The 17535-nt window shown below is 59.4% G+C and carries 17 protein-coding genes; 5 read left to right on the forward strand and 12 right to left on the reverse strand.

Going from position 1 to position 17535, the window contains the following annotated elements:
* Positions 1-40: 40 nt before the first annotated feature.
* Positions 41-1540 carry an alkaline phosphatase family protein gene (locus tag L888_RS0103250; protein ID WP_027951860.1) on the reverse strand — a complete coding sequence of 500 codons (1500 nt, stop codon included), beginning with the start codon at positions 1538-1540 and terminating at the stop codon, positions 41-43.
* Positions 1541-1701: 161 nt separating this feature from the next.
* On the opposite strand from L888_RS0103250, the gene L888_RS14610 reads away from it, so the two are divergent.
* Complete coding sequence (locus L888_RS14610) at positions 1702-1851, forward strand: hypothetical protein (protein ID WP_169732664.1); 150 nt, start codon at positions 1702-1704, stop codon at positions 1849-1851.
* Between the two features lie 646 nt (positions 1852-2497).
* Here L888_RS14610 and L888_RS0103265 read toward each other — a convergent pair.
* From L888_RS0103265 to gap, 6 genes are all read right to left on the reverse strand, one after another.
* Positions 2498-3913, reverse strand: a complete 1416-nt coding sequence (locus tag L888_RS0103265; protein WP_015310473.1) for a glycoside hydrolase family 57 protein — start codon at positions 3911-3913, stop codon at positions 2498-2500.
* Between the two features lie 197 nt (positions 3914-4110).
* A complete protein-coding gene (locus L888_RS0103270; protein WP_005847294.1) occupies positions 4111-5379 on the reverse strand; it encodes a glycosyltransferase family 4 protein in 1269 nt (422 codons plus the stop codon).
* A gap of 15 nt (positions 5380-5394) precedes the next feature.
* Entirely contained in the window at positions 5395-7338 is a 1944-nt protein-coding gene (locus L888_RS0103275; protein ID WP_027951861.1) for a glycogen debranching enzyme N-terminal domain-containing protein, read from the reverse strand.
* A 1160-nt stretch (positions 7339-8498) separates the two neighbouring features.
* Entirely contained in the window at positions 8499-9431 is a 933-nt protein-coding gene (locus L888_RS0103280) for a diacylglycerol/lipid kinase family protein (protein ID WP_027951862.1), read from the reverse strand.
* Positions 9422-10369: a tRNA (adenosine(37)-N6)-dimethylallyltransferase MiaA gene (gene miaA, locus L888_RS0103285; RefSeq protein ID WP_027951863.1), complete on the reverse strand. Its 948-nt coding sequence runs from the start codon at positions 10367-10369 to the stop codon at positions 9422-9424. The genes L888_RS0103280 and miaA overlap by 10 nt, the downstream gene beginning before the upstream one ends.
* 159 nt (positions 10370-10528) lie before the next feature.
* Complete coding sequence (gap, locus tag L888_RS0103290) at positions 10529-11596, reverse strand: type I glyceraldehyde-3-phosphate dehydrogenase (RefSeq protein ID WP_027951864.1); 1068 nt, start codon at positions 11594-11596, stop codon at positions 10529-10531.
* 243 nt (positions 11597-11839) lie between these two features.
* Here gap and mscL point away from each other — a divergent pair, with 243 nt between their 5' ends.
* The 3 genes from mscL (at position 11840) to L888_RS0103305 (ending at position 13496) form a co-directional block, all read left to right on the forward strand.
* Positions 11840-12262 (forward strand): large-conductance mechanosensitive channel protein MscL, encoded by a 423-nt coding sequence (gene mscL, locus L888_RS0103295; protein ID WP_015310468.1) that lies wholly within the window; start codon positions 11840-11842, stop codon positions 12260-12262.
* 14 nt (positions 12263-12276) lie between these two features.
* Positions 12277-12762, forward strand: a complete 486-nt coding sequence (locus L888_RS0103300) for a pyridoxamine 5'-phosphate oxidase family protein (RefSeq protein WP_027951865.1) — start codon at positions 12277-12279, stop codon at positions 12760-12762.
* A 137-nt stretch (positions 12763-12899) separates the two neighbouring features.
* Entirely contained in the window at positions 12900-13496 is a 597-nt protein-coding gene (locus L888_RS0103305) for an RNA polymerase sigma factor (RefSeq protein ID WP_027951866.1), read from the forward strand.
* 4 nt (positions 13497-13500) lie between these two features.
* Here L888_RS0103305 and rpe read toward each other — a convergent pair whose 3' ends face one another.
* Together rpe and L888_RS14995 are read right to left on the reverse strand one after the other, a co-directional pair.
* Positions 13501-14166, reverse strand: coding sequence for a ribulose-phosphate 3-epimerase (gene rpe / locus L888_RS0103310; RefSeq protein WP_027951867.1), 666 nt, complete (start codon positions 14164-14166; stop codon positions 13501-13503).
* A 36-nt stretch (positions 14167-14202) separates the two neighbouring features.
* Positions 14203-14328, reverse strand: a complete 126-nt coding sequence (locus tag L888_RS14995; RefSeq protein ID WP_005847279.1) for a hypothetical protein — start codon at positions 14326-14328, stop codon at positions 14203-14205.
* A gap of 210 nt (positions 14329-14538) precedes the next feature.
* On the opposite strand from L888_RS14995, the gene L888_RS0103320 reads away from it, so the two are divergent.
* Positions 14539-15957: an FN3 associated domain-containing protein gene (locus tag L888_RS0103320; protein WP_027951868.1), complete on the forward strand. Its 1419-nt coding sequence runs from the start codon at positions 14539-14541 to the stop codon at positions 15955-15957.
* Between the two features lie 95 nt (positions 15958-16052).
* On the opposite strand, the gene rplT is transcribed toward L888_RS0103320, so the two are convergent.
* The 3 genes from rplT to infC form a co-directional block, all read right to left on the reverse strand.
* Positions 16053-16397 carry a 50S ribosomal protein L20 gene (gene rplT, locus L888_RS0103325; RefSeq protein ID WP_005847275.1) on the reverse strand — a complete coding sequence of 115 codons (345 nt, stop codon included), beginning with the start codon at positions 16395-16397 and terminating at the stop codon, positions 16053-16055.
* Between the two features lie 39 nt (positions 16398-16436).
* Positions 16437-16634, reverse strand: coding sequence for a 50S ribosomal protein L35 (gene rpmI, locus L888_RS0103330; RefSeq protein WP_005847273.1), 198 nt, complete (start codon positions 16632-16634; stop codon positions 16437-16439).
* 79 nt (positions 16635-16713) lie between these two features.
* Positions 16714-17400: a translation initiation factor IF-3 gene (gene infC / locus L888_RS0103335; RefSeq protein WP_027951869.1), complete on the reverse strand. Its 687-nt coding sequence runs from the start codon at positions 17398-17400 to the stop codon at positions 16714-16716.
* Between the last annotated feature and the right edge of the window lie 135 nt (positions 17401-17535).

Raw genomic sequence — 17535 nt, forward strand, 5'->3', positions numbered from 1 at the left:
GTTGAATTTACGGGGATGAGTGGCGGCGGGGCAAGAGCCGTCAGCGGGCCTCGCGGCCGTCGGGGGCGGGCACGGGCCGGGCGTTGCCCACGCAGCTGTTGGGCATCTGGATGTGGAGCAGCTCGCAGATGGTGGGCGCAATGTCGACAATGGCCGTGGGTTCGGCCGTTTCGCCGTGGCCCACATGCCAGCCATAGACCACGAAGGGGATGTGGGCGTCGTATGGATTCCACTGTCCGTGCGTGGTGCCGGGGTAATCGGGCTTGCTGCTTACGTTCTCCCAGTCGGCGCGGGGCACGTAGAAAATGTCGCCGCTGCGCTTTTTGTTGTAGCCGTTGACGATGCGCTCGCGGATGGGCTGCGGCACCGACGTGGTGAGGGCGCGGTCGTAATCCACGGCGTAGAGTATGTCGTCGCGCCGCTCCAACTCGCGGATAAGGGCTTGTTTTACGGCGTCAACGCGCTGCGATTGGCGGGCAATCGCGTCGCGATTAAGGTAGATTCGCCCCGCGTCTTCGCCTTGAACGACGGGCGTTGACAGCCCCAACTGCTGGCAGACGGCCCGATCCACACTGTCCATCCACGTCCACGTCTCCAGCCCGCCCGCCGGAATGCGGTGGCGGCGCAGGAGGTTATGGTTGTGGGCCGCGCCGTGGTCGGCCGTGAGAAAGAGCAGGTAGTTGCCGCGGCCGACGCGCTCGTCGAGCACGTTCAGGAAGCGGGCCAGCTGCCGGTCGAGCTCCATGTAGGCGTCGTGGTTCTGCTGTCCGCGCGTGCCAAACGTGTGGCCGATGGCGTCGGTCGACGAAATGCTCACGGCCAGCAGGTCGGTAACGGAGTCCTGGCCCAGCTGTTCGTGCTCCAATGCGGCCTCGGCCATCTGGAAAGTCTTGGTGACGCCCTCCACCGAAGTTTTCACATCGGTGCCGGGCTTGGCCCCGAGGCGTCGGTTCTGCTGCTGCACCCAGCGGGGAAGCTCCTGCATATAATAGGTGGACGAGACGAAATGGCCGGCCGAAGTGTCCCACCAGTAGGCGGCGTCGGCGGCATGCCCGGCGGGCAGGATGGCGGCGCGGTCCTTCAGCGCCACGCCGATGACCTTGGCCCGAAAGTCAGTTGCCGTCTTGAGCACGTCGCCGAGGCCCGACGCCAGCAGGTTGCGCGGCGACATCTGGCCCTCGCGGCTCTTCGAGCCCACGCTCTGCACGGTGGTGTCCGAGCAGCAGTAGGTCTTGCGGCCGTCGATGTAAAAGTTGTTGCCGGCGATGCCGTGCAGGGCCGGCACACTGCCCGTGTAGACGCTGGCATGGCCGATAGCCGTCACCGTGGGCACATAATTAATCATCGTGTTCTCGAAGCTGAAGCCCCCGTCCATGAGGCGGCGCAGACCGTCGGGGCCGTACTGGTCGTGATAATAATAGAGGTAGTCCCAGCGCATCTGGTCGACCACGAGCCCCACGACGAGTCGCGGACGCTGCACCTCGGCCCGGCCGGGCAGTGCCAGCAGGGCGGCGGCAAGGAGCACAAGCAGTTTTTTCATTCGGATTGCGGTTTAGACGTTTCTTGGCGCAAATTTACAAATTTCCCGTCGAACGGCAAACGATTCGGCCGAAAAGCCGTAACTTTGCAACCGCAGCGCGCCCACCCGCAAGCCGGCGGCGCGTTCTTGCACAGCCATTCACCCACAACCCCATGTCCGCCATGCCCAAGGTCTTCACCCATTTTGCCGCCGACGAGGAGAGCCGGCGCGCCGAACTCATCCGCATCATCGAGCACAGCGTGGCCAAACTCTCGCTGGCCGAGCTCGAAGCCCTCTACTACGACCTCGTGTCGAAAGACTATATCCGATAAGGCAACCGCCCTATCCACCCCTGGCAAGGCCCATCATCCGATAAGGCAATTGCCCTATCCCCTCCTGGCAAGGCCCATCATCCGATAAGGCAACCGCCCTATCCTCTCCTATCAAGGCCTATTATTTCCTATCAACTCCTATCGCTTAGGGGCCGGCCTCTGTGCCGGCCCGCCCTATCAAGGCCTATCCTCTCCTATCGAGTCCTATCAAAGCCTATCGAGGGGCCCTCTCAAGGCCTCTCCCAGCCCCCCTCCTCCCCCAAGGAAAAGGCCCCGACCCTGCTGTGTGGCAGGGCCGGGGCCTTTCGTTTCTCTTACTTCTTGCTCTCTTTGTCGGCCAGCGCGGCGCGGCGGTCGGCCAGAATCTTCTCCAGGCGGCTGTTGGTTTGCAGCTCGGCCTGGGCGTTCATTGTTACCAATTTGTCCATAATGCTTTACAATCTTTTTACTTTTAGCGGCACAAAGTTAGTGCCGTTTGCCCGATTTTGCCGCCGCAAGGACGAAAAAAAGAAAGGAAAGTCCCGATTCTTTGACCTATATCAATGCACCGGGCATGCACAAAATACCCCTGTCCACCGGCCGTTGGCCGGCGGACAGGGGCTTACAAACAGCGGGACAGGGCCGAACAAGCCCACAGCCCTACGCTCTATTTCGCCTCCCCGGCCGGAGCCTCGGCCTTGGCGGGAGCCTTCTTCCGCGGGGCAGCCGGCTTTTTAGGCGCCGGCTTCTTGCCCTCATACTTCTGCCGCAGCTTCTCGGCGGCGGCCTCAATCTTCTCTATCTTGGCCTGCAAGCGGGCTATCTCCTTGTCTTTCATCTCTATCTCGTCGCCCTCGTTCTTGATGGTGGTGAGCAGAGAATTGAGCTGTTCGTTGTCGATGTCGGTGGAATAGCGGTCGTTGATGCGGGTGATGAAGTCGCCAAGAATGTTCATATAGTTGGTGAAAGCGTCGAACGGGCTGCTGTAGATGCCGCGGTCGAGACCCACGTTGGAGGGCTTTGTGGTCATGAACCGGAAGTTGTTGCTGGCCTGCAAGTAGTCCCAGTCCTGATTGATGCGGGCGTCATTGGCAATGCGCACACGCTCGGCCACGCTGTAGAGCTTCTCGAAAGCCTCGCGCTGCATGGGATTTCCGAGCCAGCTGCTCACGTCGCGCTCCTCGTCCACCCACGACAACGTGTCGGGAACATCGATGCTTCCCACGCTCTTCACCGAGGCGCAGATCTCCGACGGCGTGGCAAACCGGATGTCCTTGAGGCGTGCATACTCGGGCAGGGCCCGCAGGAACTCCAGGATGTGCGACGACAACGGCTGGGCAATGCCTATGGCCGAGAGCTCCATGAAGATGTTGACCACCTGCTCCTCGGCGGGCAGCGAGGCGATGTCGCCGATGTATTTGTCGGCAAAGAGCGGGTAGCCGTCCCAGTCGGAGTTGTTGAAGCGCAGGCAAATGTCGTCGCTCAGGCGCACGTCGCGCAGCAGGAGCTTGAGGTTGGGGGCCAGCGCACAGTTGTAAACATAGTGGGGCGACTTCCATCCGAGCACGTGCTTGGCGCCCTCGGTAAGCATGCCCTTGAAGCCCATCTGGGCGGCTTGCAGCCCGATGTCGTCGCTGTAGATGAGCGAGGAGTTGCGCAGCACGGTGGGTTTCTTGCCGAAATATTCCTTGATTTTGTCGCACTGCTTGCGCACGTCGGCGGCGAAGCACTCGGGATCTTTCAGCGAAGAGAGGCCGTGCGAGTAGGGTTCGGCCAGAAATTCCACGCAGCCCGTCTTGTTCATGGCCTGCAGCTTGTCGAGCATTTGCGGGGCATGGAGCTCGAACTGCTCGATGCACACGCCCGAAAGCGAGAACGCCACCTTAAAGCGGCCCTCGCTTTCGCGAATCATTTGCTCCAGCGTGTCGAGGGCCGGCATGTACGAACGCTCCACAACATCGGTGATGCTGCGCTCGTTCTCGTAGTCGTCGTAGTAGTAGTGGTCGGTGCCGATGTCGAAGAAACGGTACCGTTTGAGATGGATGATTTGGTGTATCTCGAAATACAAACAGATGGTTTTCATATACTTTGATGTTTGAACGTTGAACTTTGAACTTTTGCCTGCGGGGCGGCGGGCCGTCGCCTTGAAGCGTTGGGCCGTTAATCACGGAGCGTTAAGCCGTTACCGGCAGGGCGTTGGGCCGTTAATCGCGAAGCGTTGAACCGTTACCGGCAGGGCGTTGAGCCGTTGCTTGCGGAGCGGCGGCCCGGTGCTGGGGGTCAGATCCAGCCGATGGTGCGCATGTAGAGCTCGCGAATCCAGGCCCCCACTTTCTCCCAAGTGATCTGGTCAACCTCGCGCTTGCCCTCGTCCTGCAGGTAGCGGAAGAGGCTGTCGTTGTGGCAGATGCCGTAAATGGCGTCGGCCAGCGCATGGATGTCCCAATAGTCCAGCTTGATGCAGTTGTCCAATATCTCGGCGCAACCGCTCTGTTTGGAGATGATGGTGGGGGTGCCGCACTGCATGGCCTCGAGCGGCGAGATGCCGAAAGGCTCGCTTACGGAGGGCATGACGTAGACATCGGAGTCTTTCAGGCACTCGTACACCTGCTTGCCGCGCATGAAACCGGGGAAGTGGAAGCGGTCGGCGATGCCGCGCTCGGCGGCCAGATAGATCATCTGCTCCAGCATGTCGCCTGACCCGGCCATGCAGAACCTCACGTTGTGCGTGCGGTGAAGCACCATGTTGGCAGCCTCGACGAAGTACTCGGGCCCTTTCTGCATGGTGATGCGGCCCAGGAAGGTCACCACCTTCTCCTTGCCCGCGTGGTTGGGGCGGGGGATGGCGGCGTTCTCTGCACTGAGCGGATAGACGGCGTTGTGCACGGTAAACACCTTGCGCGGGTCCTGATGGTACTGGTTGATGACGGTTGTCCGCGTGAGTTCGCTCACGCACATGATGCAGTCGGCATGGTCCATGCCGTCTTTTTCGATGGAATAAACCGTGGGGTTCACGTGGCCGCGGCTGCGGTCGTAGTCGGTGGCGTGCACGTGGATGCACAGCGGCTTGCCGCTCACCTGCTTGGCATGGATGCCGGCGGGATAGGTGAGCCAGTCGTGGGCATGGATAATATCGAACGCCTCGGCCCGGGCCACGACACCCGCGATGACGGAGTAGTTGTTGATTTCCTCGTGCAGGTTGCCCGGGTAGCCTCCGGCAAAGTCCATGCAGCCCAGGTCGTTGACGTGCATGTAGTTGAAGTCGGAGTAGATGTGGTCGCGGTAGCGGTAGTACTCGTTCGGGTCCATGAGGTGGCCGATGCGGTCGCGCACGTAGTCGAAGCCCACGTCGCGGTAGGCGATGGGCACGCTGTTCATGGCCACGATGCGGGCAAAGGTGCGGTCCTCGTCGCCCCAGGGCTTGGGCAGACACAGCGTGATGTCCACGTCGCCCTGGGCGTGAAGGCCCTCGGAGATGCCGAAATTGGCGGTGGCCAAGCCGCCGTACACGTGAGGAGGATACTCCCATCCAAACATTAACACTTTCATTTGCAGGTCCTCCTATTAGTATTTATACTTTTCCAACTGTTCCAGTGACCGCAGGATCTCGGCCACGTTCATGGCAAACGACACGGCGCCGCGCCCATGGAAAGGCGGGTTTCCGTCGAAGAGCTCGGGCAGCGTGGCCATGCAGTGGTAGAACATCTCGTCTTCATAGCCCACCAGCTGCCGGTCGATGAAGCTCAGGCGGGTGCGCTTGTAGAGCTTCAAGCTGGCCTCAATATAGAAGCCGCCGAGCCACGGCCAGGCCGTGCCCTGATGGTAAGCATAGTCGCGTTGGGTCTGCGGGCCCACGTACATGGGGTTGTATCCGCCGCTCTTGGGCGAGAGCGAGCGGAGCCCTTTGGGCGAGAGCAGCTCGCGGGTGCAGATGTCGATGACGCGCTTCTTCTGGTCGGGAGAGAGCGGCGAGTAGTCGAAAGCGGCGGGGAAGATCATGTTGGGCCGTACGCTCCAGTCCACGGCCTCGCCGTCTACATAGTCGAAGAGGTAGCCGTACTCGTTGACGAAGGTGCTCACGAACGAGACCTGGCAGCGTGCAGCCAGCTCCTCCAGGTGGCGTTGCTGCTCGGACTGGCCGGCATCCTCAGCCATGCTGGCGGCAAAACGCAGGGCGTTGTACCACAGGGCGTTGAACTCCACCACGTAGCCTGTGCGCGGCACCACGGGCCGGCCGTTGGCCATGGAGTTCATCCACGTCACGGCTTTGTCGCGCCCTTCGGTGCGGAGCAGGGCGTTGTCGTCGAGCTTCAGGTTGGGATGGCGGCCGGCTTCGACGTAGGCCAGGATGTCGGCCACGAGCTGCCCGTAACGCGCGCGGGCGGTGGCGAGCCCCTTTTCCTTGGCATATTGCTGGATGCACCACACGGCCCAGAGCAGCACGTCGGGCTGGTCGGTCTCGTAAAGCTTCACCGAAAGCGGCTGCCCGGCCATGAACTCGCGCAGCCCTTTCTCGGCCGTGGCCATGGCTGCCTCGAAGTATTCGTCCTCCTCGATGGAGAGGGTGAGGCCGGGCAGGGCAATGAACGTGTCGCGGGCGCGGGCCTTGAACCAGGGGTAGCCGGCCAGCACGTATTTGTTGCCGTCCTTGTCCTCCACATGGAACTGGTGTGCGGCGTTGACCAGACAGTGGAAGAAGCTGTCGCGCGGCGACCGCTCCTCCACCTCTTTCTCGAACAGCGCTTTCAGCCCGCGCGTCTTGGCCTCGGTGGTCGAGGCCGAGAACACCACGCTCTCGCCCTTGCGGATGCCCAGCTCGAAATAGCCAGGCACGTAGAGATCCTCGTTGGAGGCGTAGCCGCGCTCCTGCTCCTTGGGATATTCGATGCCGCGGTACCAGTCGGGCTGGAACACGAACTGCGCCTTTTTGGACAGTTGCATGTAGAGGTCGGGGTAGCCGGCGTACATACAGGTACGTATGCCGTTGTCCACTTCCTGGTAGTCACGGCTGGCGGTGGAGTTCTCGTGAGTGAACTGGCGCACGCTGCGAAAGGCGAGGAACGGGCGGAAGCGCAGCGTCGTGGCCGAGTGGGCGTCGACGAGCGTATAGCGAATGAGGATGCGGTCTTCGTAGTGCTGGAAGACGACTTCTTTCCTAAGCAGCACGCCGCCCACGCGGTAGAGGGTGGTGGGAACCTTGTCACAGTCGAACTCCTGGATGTACTTGTGCCCCTTCGGACTGAAGTTGTTGCCCTGATACTTGTGCAGGCCGAGGTTGAATTCGGCGCCATGCTGAATCACCGTGCAGTCGAGCGAGGAGAGCAGCACGTGGTTCTCGTCGTCCAGCCCGGGCACGGGCACCACGAGCAGACCGTGGTACTTGCGCGTGTTGCAGTCCACGATGGTCGAACAGGAGTATGCTCCCGAGCGGTTGGTGCGTAGGAGCTCCTTGGGAAGGGATTCCTGCAGGTTAGTCATCAGAGCCTTTTCAAATCTAAGATAACTCATAGTTGCTAATTAAGGCTGTTGTTGTATATGCGATTGTTCATTAGGAGTAGGCCCGCGGCGTTGCGCTGCGAATGCCTATATTCCATTCCCAAAGATAAGCATTATTTTGAAACCGCGCAAAAATACTGACCAATTATTTGGAAAAATGTATCATTTTTGAGGCCGTTGATTCTTTTTTGCAAATGCGCTGCCGGGCGTTGCCGCACACAAGACGGCGAAGCACGCCCGCGGGAGCCCCGCAGAGGCCCCCGCTTTGCGGCGTAAACGCACGGCGATTGCGGCGTGGAGGCGGCGCGATTGCGGCGTGGAGGGCGCGCGAGTACGGCGTTATCGCACGCTGAAAACAGCGTGGGCGCACGCTGAAAGCTGCGTTATCGCACGCAGAGGCGCAGAGGAAAGGAGATTGATGGGCTGAAAAGGAGAGAAACGCAGAGGCTCTGCGACTCTGCGTGAGAGAACAAGAGACTCGCCGTGAGACATGACTCGCACGCAGAGACACGGAGGAAAAGAGGATAAAAGAAAAGGTGGGACAAGAAGCTCTGCCTCTCGGCGCCTCCGCGTGCAAGAAAAATAAAGGCTCAAAAGAAAAGGTGGGACAAGAAGCTCCGCTTCTCGGCGCCTCCGCGTGAGGCATGTCCTCGCGCGAGAACTCGGCGGGCTCCTACACGGAGGCGCAGAGGAAAAGAGGATAAAAGAAAAGGTGGGGCAGGAAGCTCCGCCTCTCGGCGCCTCCGCGTGAGGCATGTCTTCGCGCGAGAACTCGGCGGGCTCCTACACGGAGGCGCAGAGGAAAAGAGGATAAAAGAAAAGGTGGGGCAGGAAGCTCCGCCTCTCGGCGCCTCCGCGTGAGACATGCCCTCGCACGAAAGCTCGGCGGGCTCCTACACGGAGGCGCGGAGGAAAAGAGGATAAAAGAAAAGGTGGAACAAGAAGCTCTGCCTCTCGGCGTCTCCGCGTGAGGCATGTCCTCGCGCGAGAACTCGGCGGACTCCTACACGGAGACGCGGAGGAAAAGAGGATAAAAGAAAAGGTGGGGCAGGAAACTCCGCTTCTCGGCGCCTCCGCGTGAAAGAGAAAGCAGCTCTACGCGAAAGAGGGAAGAGGGCTGCGTGAGGCAAGTGCTCGGGGTGAGCGACAGAAAGAAAGGGGGCGAAAGGGCCCTACGAGGGGATGAGGAAATTGACGACCTCCTGCTCCACCGTGACGCGGTAGGGGCCCACGGGAGTGTGCATCAGCCGGCCGTCCACGCCCACCAGCGCACCCTCCGCACGCTCCACCTCCACCTTGTGCGTGCGGTATGGGTGCACGCTGTGGTGGTTCAGTATCTTGCCGCGCACGAAGAGATAGATGCCTTCAAAGAGCTGAGTCATGCCGGGATGGTAGACAACCGACACGTCCAGCAGCCCGTTGTAGGGCACGGCATTGGGCGTTTGCCCGTAGCCGGAGGCGTTGCCGATGCACATCGTCATCACCCTGCGGTCGATGGTGTCGGTGTTGATGCGGAGCTTCATCCGGTAGTCCAGCCGCTGGAACGTGAGCAGCAGGAACGAAAACAGGAACGACAACGCCCGGCTGCCAAACACATGGTGCGTGCGCCGGCGCAGGTTCATGATGGAAGCAATGAGCCCCACGTTCACGCAGTTGAGGAAATAGCGGCGGCAGGACTCGCCCTCTCTGTTGGTGTAGCGGATGCAACCCAGGTCAATCCGGCGCACGCGGCGCGCCTTGAGCCAACTGATGGTCTGCTCGTAGTTGTCTTCGTCGAAGCCCCAGAAGTGGGCAAAGTCGTTCATCATGCCGTTGGGTATCACGCCCAGGACGATGCTTTCGCGCACCTCGCGCTCCGCCTGCATCAGGCAGTTCACGGTGTCGTTGAGCGCAGAGTCGCCGCCCACGATGACGATGGTGCGGTAGCCGTTGTTGATGAGCATCTTCACCAGCCGGTCCACACTGCCCGTGCTCTCGCTCTGCACGTGGTCAAAGTCGATGCCATTGTCGTGCAGGCACTGCTGTATCCGCTCCCACCGCTTGCGCGACGAGCCCATCACGCCCGACTTCGGGCAGTAGACGATTCCCCAACGATTCATTTCCATGTTCTCATTCGTTTGATTGCGTTGATTTTTTCTTCCGTCGGCAGCGTGGCGTCCAGCCAGTGGATGGGTGTGCCGCGCCGCTCCATGCCGCGAAACCAAGTCATTTGCCGCTTGGCGAACTGGTGGATGGCAATTTCGAGCCGGCGCAGCATCTCCTCGCGCGTGAGCCGTCCCGCGACATACTCGGTGACGTATTTGTATTCCAGCCCATAATAAATAAGGTCTTCTTCGGCTACGCCCCGGGCCAGCAGCCGGCGTATCTCGTCGGCCATGCCCTCGTCCATGCGCTGGTGCAGACGGGCCGTGATGCGGCGTCGCCGCTCGTCGCGGCCGATGTCGAGCCCCACCACGAGCGAGTCCACCCGCGGCATGGCGCGCCGCTCGGCGGCGTGCTCCTGGTTGTAGGTCTCTATCTCGATGGCGCGGATGGCGCGCTGGCGGGAGTCCACGTCGGTGGTGTTGTGCATCGCGGAGCCGGTCTGCCGCTTCAGTTCCCGCAGCCGCTCAGTGAGCGCGGGCAGCGTCTCGCCCTCCAGGCGGGCGCGCAACGCGGCGTTCTGGGGCACGGTGGACAGGGCGTAGCCCTTGAGCACCGCCTCGATGTACAGCCCCGTTCCCCCGCAGAGGATGGGCTGCACGCCGCGCCGCGAAATGTCGGCGAGGGCCGCCTGGAAGTCTTGCTGGTAGCGGTAGAGGTTGTATTTGGTGCCCGGCTCGGCGATGTCTATCAGGTGGTAAGGTATCTGCCGTCCGCCCACCACATAGTCGGCCAGGTCCTTGCCCGTGCCGATGTCCATGCCGCGATACACCTGCCGCGAGTCGGCGCTGATGACTTCGCCCCCCAGGTCGGCCGCCAAGGCAGCCGCCAGCGCCGTCTTGCCGCAGGCCGTGGGGCCGAGAATGGTGATGAGTGCAGGGACCGCCGGTGGGCCTGTCATGTCCTGATAATGAGCGTTCACGGCGGCAAATATAGGTAAAAATTATCAGACGGCCGAAGATTTACGCCGTGTTTTCGCAAAAAAAGACCGCCCAACACGGTGTGTCGGGCGGTCATAACCTGTTTGGACGGCGTTCCGTCAAGCAGTCTCGGCGGGCTCTTACTTCAGCTCGGCGAGGTACTTGATGGTGCGAACCATCTGCGAAGTGTAGGAGTTCTCGTTGTCGTACCAAGACACTACCTGCACCTGATAGGTGTCATCGCTAACCTTGCTCACCATGGTCTGGGTGGCGTCGAAGAGCGAGCCGAAGCGCATGCCGATGATGTCGCTGGATACAATCTGGTCCTCCGTGTAGCCGAAGCTCTCGGTGCAGACGGCCTTCATGGCGGCGTTGATGCCCTCTACGGTCACATCCTTGCCCTTAACCACGGCAATGAGGATGGTGGTGGAACCCGTAGGAGTCGGTACACGCTGGGCCGAACCGATGAGCTTGCCGTTCAGCTCGGGGATAACGAGACCGATGGCCTTGGCTGCACCCGTGGAGTTGGGCACGATGTTGCAGGCACCTGCACGCGAACGACGGAGGTCGCCCTTGCGCTGGGGGCCGTCGAGAATCATCTGGTCGCCCGTGTAAGCGTGGATGGTGGACATGATACCAGACTGGATAGGAGCGTAGCCGTTCAGAGCAGCGGCCATCGGAGCCAGGCAGTTCGTGGTGCAGGAAGCAGCCGAGATAACCGTGTCGTCTGCCTTCAGGGTCTTGTGGTTCACGTTGTACACGATGGTGGGGAGGTCATTTCCTGCGGGAGCAGAGATAACAACCTTCTTGGCACCGGCCTGAAGGTGAGCGGAAGCCTTGGCCTTGGAGGTGTAGAAGCCCGTGCACTCCAGAACCACGTCCACTCCGAGCTCGCCCCAAGGCAGTTCAGCAGCGTTGGGCTTGGCATAGATAGTGATCTCCTTGCCGTCCACAGTGATGGAGCCCGGAGTAACCACCGTCTTGCCGTCCTCGCCGAGAACAGAGTCCTTGAAAGCTACAGTGTGCTTGCCCTCGCCGAACTTGCCGGCGAAACCACCCTGTGCGGTGTCATACTTCAGCAGGTGAGCGAGCATCTTGGGACTGGTCAGGTCGTTGATGGCAACAACCTCATAACCCTCTGCCTCGAACATCTGACGGAATGCGAGACGGCCGATACGACCGAAACCGTTAATAGCTACTTTTGTCATTTTACTTTGATTTATTAATAAAAGTTTATAAAAATGTATCCTATTCAGGGAATGACGCAAGTTTTTGGCTTGCTCGATTGCAAAGTTACGAATTATTTTCTATTTTTGCATTCGGTTTGAGTATTAAATTAATTAAAAAGGAACAGACTGTCATTCCGACTTGGCAAAAGCGCGACTGCGCGGTAACGGGTGCAACATCCACTTGCCAAAACCACGATATTGACTTGTCATCATCACAGCATCATGAGCAAATTTATCAATGAATTCAAGGAGTTCGCCGTCAAAGGCAATGCCGTAGACATGGCTGTCGGCGTCATCATCGGCGGCGCGTTCGGCAAAATCGTCAGCAGTATTGTGGACGACATCATCATGCCGCCCATCGGTTGGCTCATCGGCGGCGTGAATTTCTCCGACCTTAAAGTGACGCTTCCGGCCATGGATATGGGGCTCGAGACCACGGCTCCGGCCACCATCAACTACGGCAACTTCATTCAGACGGCTTTCGATTTCGTGGTCATCGCCTTCTGTGTGTTCCTGCTTGTCAAGGGCATCAACAAGCTGGCCCGCAAAAAGCAGGAGGAGCCCGCCGCACCCGCTCCCGCCCCGGAGCCCACCGCCGAGGAGAAGCTGCTGGCCGAAATACGCGACCTGCTGAAGAACAAATAGCTCCTGCGCGCATCATGAAATACGTCAACGACACCGTGCGACGGCAGGACCGGCTGATGGACGAGGGGCGGGCTCTGGAGCTGCTCCGCACCAGCGAGTACGGTGTGCTGAGCATGGTCAGCAAGGGCGGCGGCTACGGCATCCCCGTGAACTACGTGTGGGACGGCCGCCAAAGCATCTACATCCACTGCGCCCCCGAGGGCCGCAAGCTGCGGGCACTGGCCGAGAACGCGCGGGTGTCGTTCTGTCTCGTCGGGAGGGTGAACCTGCTGCCCGGCAAGTTCACCACCGAATACGAGAGTGCACTCTTCTTCGGCGAGGCCCACACCCGTCTGGACGACGAGGAGAAGATGGCCGCCCTGCACCTGCTCATCGACAAACTGTCGGCCGACTTCCGCGACACGGGCGACAAATACGCCCGCAAGAGCTTTCACCGGGTGGAAATCATCCGCGTGGACTTTACCGAATTCAGCGGCAAGCGCAAGAAAGTGACTTTGTGATTTGATTGCATTTAGCCTGCGAAAAATTTGGCGGACTTACAGATTTTCCATAATTTTGCACACGTAACACCTCAAAACGACAAATTAATCAACGCCTATCGACACACATTTACTTATTCAACAACAAGACTAAGAAAATGAAGAATCTTACAGAGATGACCGACGAGGAGTTGGCCCTTTCTTATATGGACGGCAACAACCGGGCGTTCGATTTGCTGTTGTCGCGGCATCAGGACAGGCTTTTTTCGTATATCCTCTTCGTCGTACACGATGAAGACAAGGCCAACGACCTGTTCCAGGACGCTTTCATCAAGATTATCGTGAAGCTGCAGAGCGGCAAATACGCCCCCACGGGCAAGTTTGCCGCATGGTGCATGCGCATCACCCATAACGTCATCATGGACTGGTACCGCGAGCAACGGGCCAGGCACATCGTTGAGGCGGGCGAGGACAACGACCTCTCCAACCTGAGCCACGACACCCTGCTTGACGGCAACATCGAGGGGCACTACGTGAATGAGCAGGTGCTCTGCGACGTAAAAAACATGATGAACCACCTGCCGGCATCGCAGCGCGAGGTGGTATTCATGCGCTTCTACCAGCAGATGTCGTTCAAGGAGATAGCCCTCACCACCAATGTGAGCATCAACACGGCCCTGGGCCGCATGCGCTACGCCATCCTCAACATGCGCCGCATGGCCCGAGACAACGACGTACAGCTGGAGGTGGGCTAAGCGTCTATGCCCTTTCTGCGCCCAGCCGCTTCAGCATGCCGATGACCTCCCCGGGCCGCTCGGCCCCGAACACATAGCTTCCACTCACCAGCACGTCCACGCCGGCCCTGACCAGACGCGGCGATGTGTCGCCGTTCACGCCGCCGTCCACTTGGATGAGGGCGTGCGAGCCGCTCTCGGCGATGAGCCTTCTGAGCCGTTGAACCTTGGCCAGCGTGTTCTCAATGAACCGCTGTCCGCCGAATCCGGGATTCACACTCATGAGCAACACCATGTCGACCTCGGCCAGCACATCTTCGAGCAACGCCACGGGCGTGGCCGGATTGAGGGCCACACCGGCTTTCATGCCGGCCTCGTGTATCTCGTGAATGGTGCGGTCCAGATGGGTGCAAGCCTCCTGATGCACGGTCATCATCATGGCACCCAGGCGCGCCGTACGGGCAATGTAGCGTTCGGGATGCACTATCATGAAGTGCACGTCGAGGGGTTTGCGGCTGATGCGCTTCACGGCCTCGAGCACAGGAAAGCCAAACGAGATGTTGGGTACAAACGAACCATCCATCACGTCACAGTGCAACCAGTCGGCTTCGCTGCGGTTGATGAGGTCTATCTCCCCGCTCAGGTTGGCAAAATCGGCGGCCAACAGAGAGGGCGAAACAAGTGTTGTCATTGCAAATATCAGTTTTTAGCGGTCAGGGGGCCGTGTTCAGTTCATGCCACAAGGCACATTCCGGCCCTGCACCTTGGCCACACGGTAGGTGTAGGCCATCTGGCGGATGATGCCGAGCGTGCGCTCAGAGGGTTTGATTTCTTCGGGAGTAAAATTCTTCATAGGCTATTTTTGTTTGTGGAACGTGGTTTGCCGTCTTCTGATTGTCTAACGCAAGGCCCATGGCCTTTATTACATGTCCGCGCGATATATTTCTGCAAACCCTCGTTTTTCCGGCCGGAGCCGTTGCGGCTTCCGAATATCTTTCGTATCTTTGCAATATGTCGCACGCGCGTACATTATTTATTATAACCATTTACAAACCGTTTGTCTATGAACAAAGTATTACGCATTCCGATGCTTTTATTCCTCGCACTTGCAGGTCTGGCCGCTCATGCCGCCAACTACACCCACACTTTCACCGAAGGCGACATCAATGCCGTGGGCAATGTCACGCTCTCCGGCTCGGCCTGGGACGTGAGTGCAGAGTGGAATTCCTCGGCCTACTTCGGCTGGGACAAGAACTATGGCAAGGGCATCCAGCTGGGAAGCAGCAAGAAATCGGCCAAGAGCATCGTGCTCAAGTCGTCTGCTTTCGACGGCAACATCAGCCGCGTGGTGGTGAATGCCAGCACGGCCAAGGACGCGAAAGCCACGATCACCGTGGCCGTGGGCGGCTTCTCGGGGCAGAATGACCTGAAAATGGAGGCCACCGACTACAGCTTTGAGCCCAACGCCACGGGCGACGTGGTCATCACGCTGAGCCAGCCTTCCACCCAGAAAGCCCTCTACGTGAAGAGCATCCAAGTGACCTACGGCAGCAGTACCAACGCTCTGGCCGCACCGACCATCGACGGCACGACACCTTTCCTGGGCACCACCCTGGTGACACTCACCGCCACCGAGGGCGCCACCATCCACTACACCACCAACGGCGAAGAGCCCACCACGGCCTCGCAGCAGTATGCTGGCCCCTTCACGCTCACGGCCTCGGCCACGGTGAAAGCCATTGCCAGCGACGGAACCAAGACCAGCGACGTGACCGCCAAGGAGTTCACGGCCGCCGTGGAGACGTCGGACATTGACGATTTCAAGCAGCAGACCGACAAGACCGTGGCCAACCTGGCGCTGAACAACGCCCGCGTCGTCTTCGCAGACGCCAGCGGACGCTACGCCTACGTGCAGGACGAGACGGGCGCCATCTGCTTCTACAACACCGGACTGGGCCTCAAAACAGGCCAGACGCTCAACGGCAGCGTGGCCGGAACACTGGTCATCTACTACGCTCTGCCCGAATTTACGGCCAACGCCCTCACCTCCACCGACAAGCTCACCCTAACCGACGGCGACCCCGTGGCCCCCTCCGTGCTCTCCATTGCCGAGGCCAAGAGCAATGCCAACGTGTGCCGACTGGTGCAGATCAGCGGCGTGAAGCTCGACTCCATCGGCAAAAACCTCTACGCCTCGCTCAACGGCGACACCATCCAGGTGTACGACACGTTCAAGACGCTGGCCCAGACCCAGCTCCCGGCCTCCAGCGAGGGCAACACCGTGACGGGCATCCTCGTGCCCCATGGCAAGGGCTTCGAGATCTGTCCCACCACGACCGGCGGCTTCGTCACCACCTCCGTGAAGCGTGCCGAGCTGTTTGCCGACGATACCGACGCCCCGCTCTACAACCTCAGCGGCCAGCGCGTGGGCAAGTCTTTCAAGGGCATCGTCATCCGCAAGGGCCGCAAGCACCTGCAATAGACCCCGCCCAAACACAAAAAGAGCAGGAACCGGCATTGCCGGTTCCTGCTCTTTTTTAATGGCCTAAAGCGAAAGGGCCCTGCGGGGGCCACCGCTTACTTCACCTTGTCCACGATGGCCTTGAAAGCCTCGGGGTTGTTCACGGCGAGGTCGGCGAGCACCTTGCGGTTGATTTCGATGCCGGCCTTGTGCAAAGCACCCATGAGCTGGCTGTAGCTCATCTCCTGCAGGCGGGCCGCAGCGTTGATACGCTGGATCCAAAGCGCACGGAAAGTGCGCTTCTTGTTCTTGCGGTCGCGGTATGCGTAGGTGAGACCCTTCTCCCAAGTGTTCTTGGCTACGGTCCAAACATTCTTGCGGGCGCCATAGTAACCCTTGGTGAGCTTCAGGAGTCTTGTTCTTCTTGCTTTTGATGCAACGTGGTTGACTGATCTTGGCATAATTTTCTTTCTTTAAACGTTCGACTAAAAAGTTAATGGTTAGCGCAGGCAGAGCAGGTCGCGTACCTGCTTCAGGTTGGAACGGTCCACCAGAGTCTGGTGTACAAGGTTCCGTTTCTGCTTCTTGGTCTTCTTAGTCAGAATGTGACTGTGGTAAGCGTGATGACGCTTGATCTTACCCGTACCGGTGAAACGGAATCTCTTCTTCGCACCGGAGTTCGTCTTTACTTTTGGCATTTTTTGTTGTTGTTTAAATGATGATTATTGAAAGGTGGCAACGCATATACCCGGCGGTACCACACAGTATTGACCCGTATCAGTCGGCCGTCTCGCCGACGAGCTTCTTCAGAACATCGCCTCCCTTGGCATTGGCCAGCAGTCCGTTCTTCCCGGCATCCTCGTCCTTCTGGGCCTTGGCAGCCTCCTGGGCAGCGGCCTCGGCGGCCAAGCGGTCGCGCTTCTGCTGGCTCTGCTTGGTCACGCCCACCTTTTTCGGGGCGAGGAAGAGGAACATCTTCTTGCCCTCCAGCTTGGGCAACTGCTCCACCTTGGCATACTCTTCGAGGTCGTTGGCAAAGCGCAGCAACAGCACCTCGCCCTGCTCCTTGAACAGAATGGAGCGTCCGCGGAAGAACACGTAGGCGCGCACCTTGTTGCCCTCGTCGAGGAACTCCTTGGCGTGCTTGAGCTTGAACTGGTAGTCGTGGTCGTCGGTCTGCGGCCCGAAACGTATTTCCTTGACCTCGACCTTGACCTGTTTCTGCTTCATTTCCTTCTGCCGCTTCTTCTGTTGGTAGAGGAATTTGCTATAGTCGATAATCCGACAGACAGGCGGCTGGGCGTTAGGAGAGATTTCTACGAGGTCTACCCCCTGCTGACGAGCCAAGTCCAGCGCCTGGCGGGTCGGCATCACTTCAGCGCCATTGTCACTTACCACACGAACTTCGCGGGCATGAATCTGCCCATTCACGCGGTATTGATTCTTCACATTGTCTTTCTTCATTCAACTATATTAAAGCCTTTTTTACGGATGACAGGGCACAATGCGCCCAATTCAAGATGCAAAATTACAAAAGAAAACTGTAACTTCCAAATGTTTTGCCGGTTTTTCATCCGCCGCCGGCCGCGCCTGGCATGT

This window comes from Hallella seregens ATCC 51272 (assembly GCF_000518545.1).
GTDB classification, from domain to species: Bacteria; Bacteroidota; Bacteroidia; order Bacteroidales; family Bacteroidaceae; genus Prevotella; species Prevotella seregens.

Bases quoted from the DNA above. Each gene is read 5' to 3' on its own strand.
- gap (WP_027951864.1), bottom strand. From the start codon at position 11,596: ATGACAAAAGTAGCTATTAACGGTTTCGGTCGTATCGGCCGTCTCGCA.
- L888_RS0103270 (WP_005847294.1), bottom strand. From the start codon at position 5,379: ATGAAAGTGTTAATGTTTGGATGGGAGTATCCTCCTCACGTGTACGGC.
- rplT (WP_005847275.1), bottom strand. From the start codon at position 16,397: ATGCCAAGATCAGTCAACCACGTTGCATCAAAAGCAAGAAGAACAAGA.
- L888_RS14610 (WP_169732664.1), top strand. From the start codon at position 1,702: ATGCCCAAGGTCTTCACCCATTTTGCCGCCGACGAGGAGAGCCGGCGC.
- L888_RS0103265 (WP_015310473.1), bottom strand. From the start codon at position 3,913: ATGAAAACCATCTGTTTGTATTTCGAGATACACCAAATCATCCATCTC.
- infC (WP_027951869.1), bottom strand. From the start codon at position 17,400: ATGAAGAAAGACAATGTGAAGAATCAATACCGCGTGAATGGGCAGATT.
- L888_RS0103320 (WP_027951868.1), top strand. From the start codon at position 14,539: ATGAACAAAGTATTACGCATTCCGATGCTTTTATTCCTCGCACTTGCA.
- L888_RS0103280 (WP_027951862.1), bottom strand. From the start codon at position 9,431: ATGGAAATGAATCGTTGGGGAATCGTCTACTGCCCGAAGTCGGGCGTG.
- L888_RS14995 (WP_005847279.1), bottom strand. From the start codon at position 14,328: ATGAAGAATTTTACTCCCGAAGAAATCAAACCCTCTGAGCGCACGCTC.
- mscL (WP_015310468.1), top strand. From the start codon at position 11,840: ATGAGCAAATTTATCAATGAATTCAAGGAGTTCGCCGTCAAAGGCAAT.
- miaA (WP_027951863.1), bottom strand. From the start codon at position 10,369: ATGACAGGCCCACCGGCGGTCCCTGCACTCATCACCATTCTCGGCCCC.
- rpe (WP_027951867.1), bottom strand. From the start codon at position 14,166: ATGACAACACTTGTTTCGCCCTCTCTGTTGGCCGCCGATTTTGCCAAC.
- L888_RS0103300 (WP_027951865.1), top strand. From the start codon at position 12,277: ATGAAATACGTCAACGACACCGTGCGACGGCAGGACCGGCTGATGGAC.
- L888_RS0103250 (WP_027951860.1), bottom strand. From the start codon at position 1,540: ATGAAAAAACTGCTTGTGCTCCTTGCCGCCGCCCTGCTGGCACTGCCC.
- rpmI (WP_005847273.1), bottom strand. From the start codon at position 16,634: ATGCCAAAAGTAAAGACGAACTCCGGTGCGAAGAAGAGATTCCGTTTC.
- L888_RS0103305 (WP_027951866.1), top strand. From the start codon at position 12,900: ATGAAGAATCTTACAGAGATGACCGACGAGGAGTTGGCCCTTTCTTAT.
- L888_RS0103275 (WP_027951861.1), bottom strand. From the start codon at position 7,338: ATGAGTTATCTTAGATTTGAAAAGGCTCTGATGACTAACCTGCAGGAA.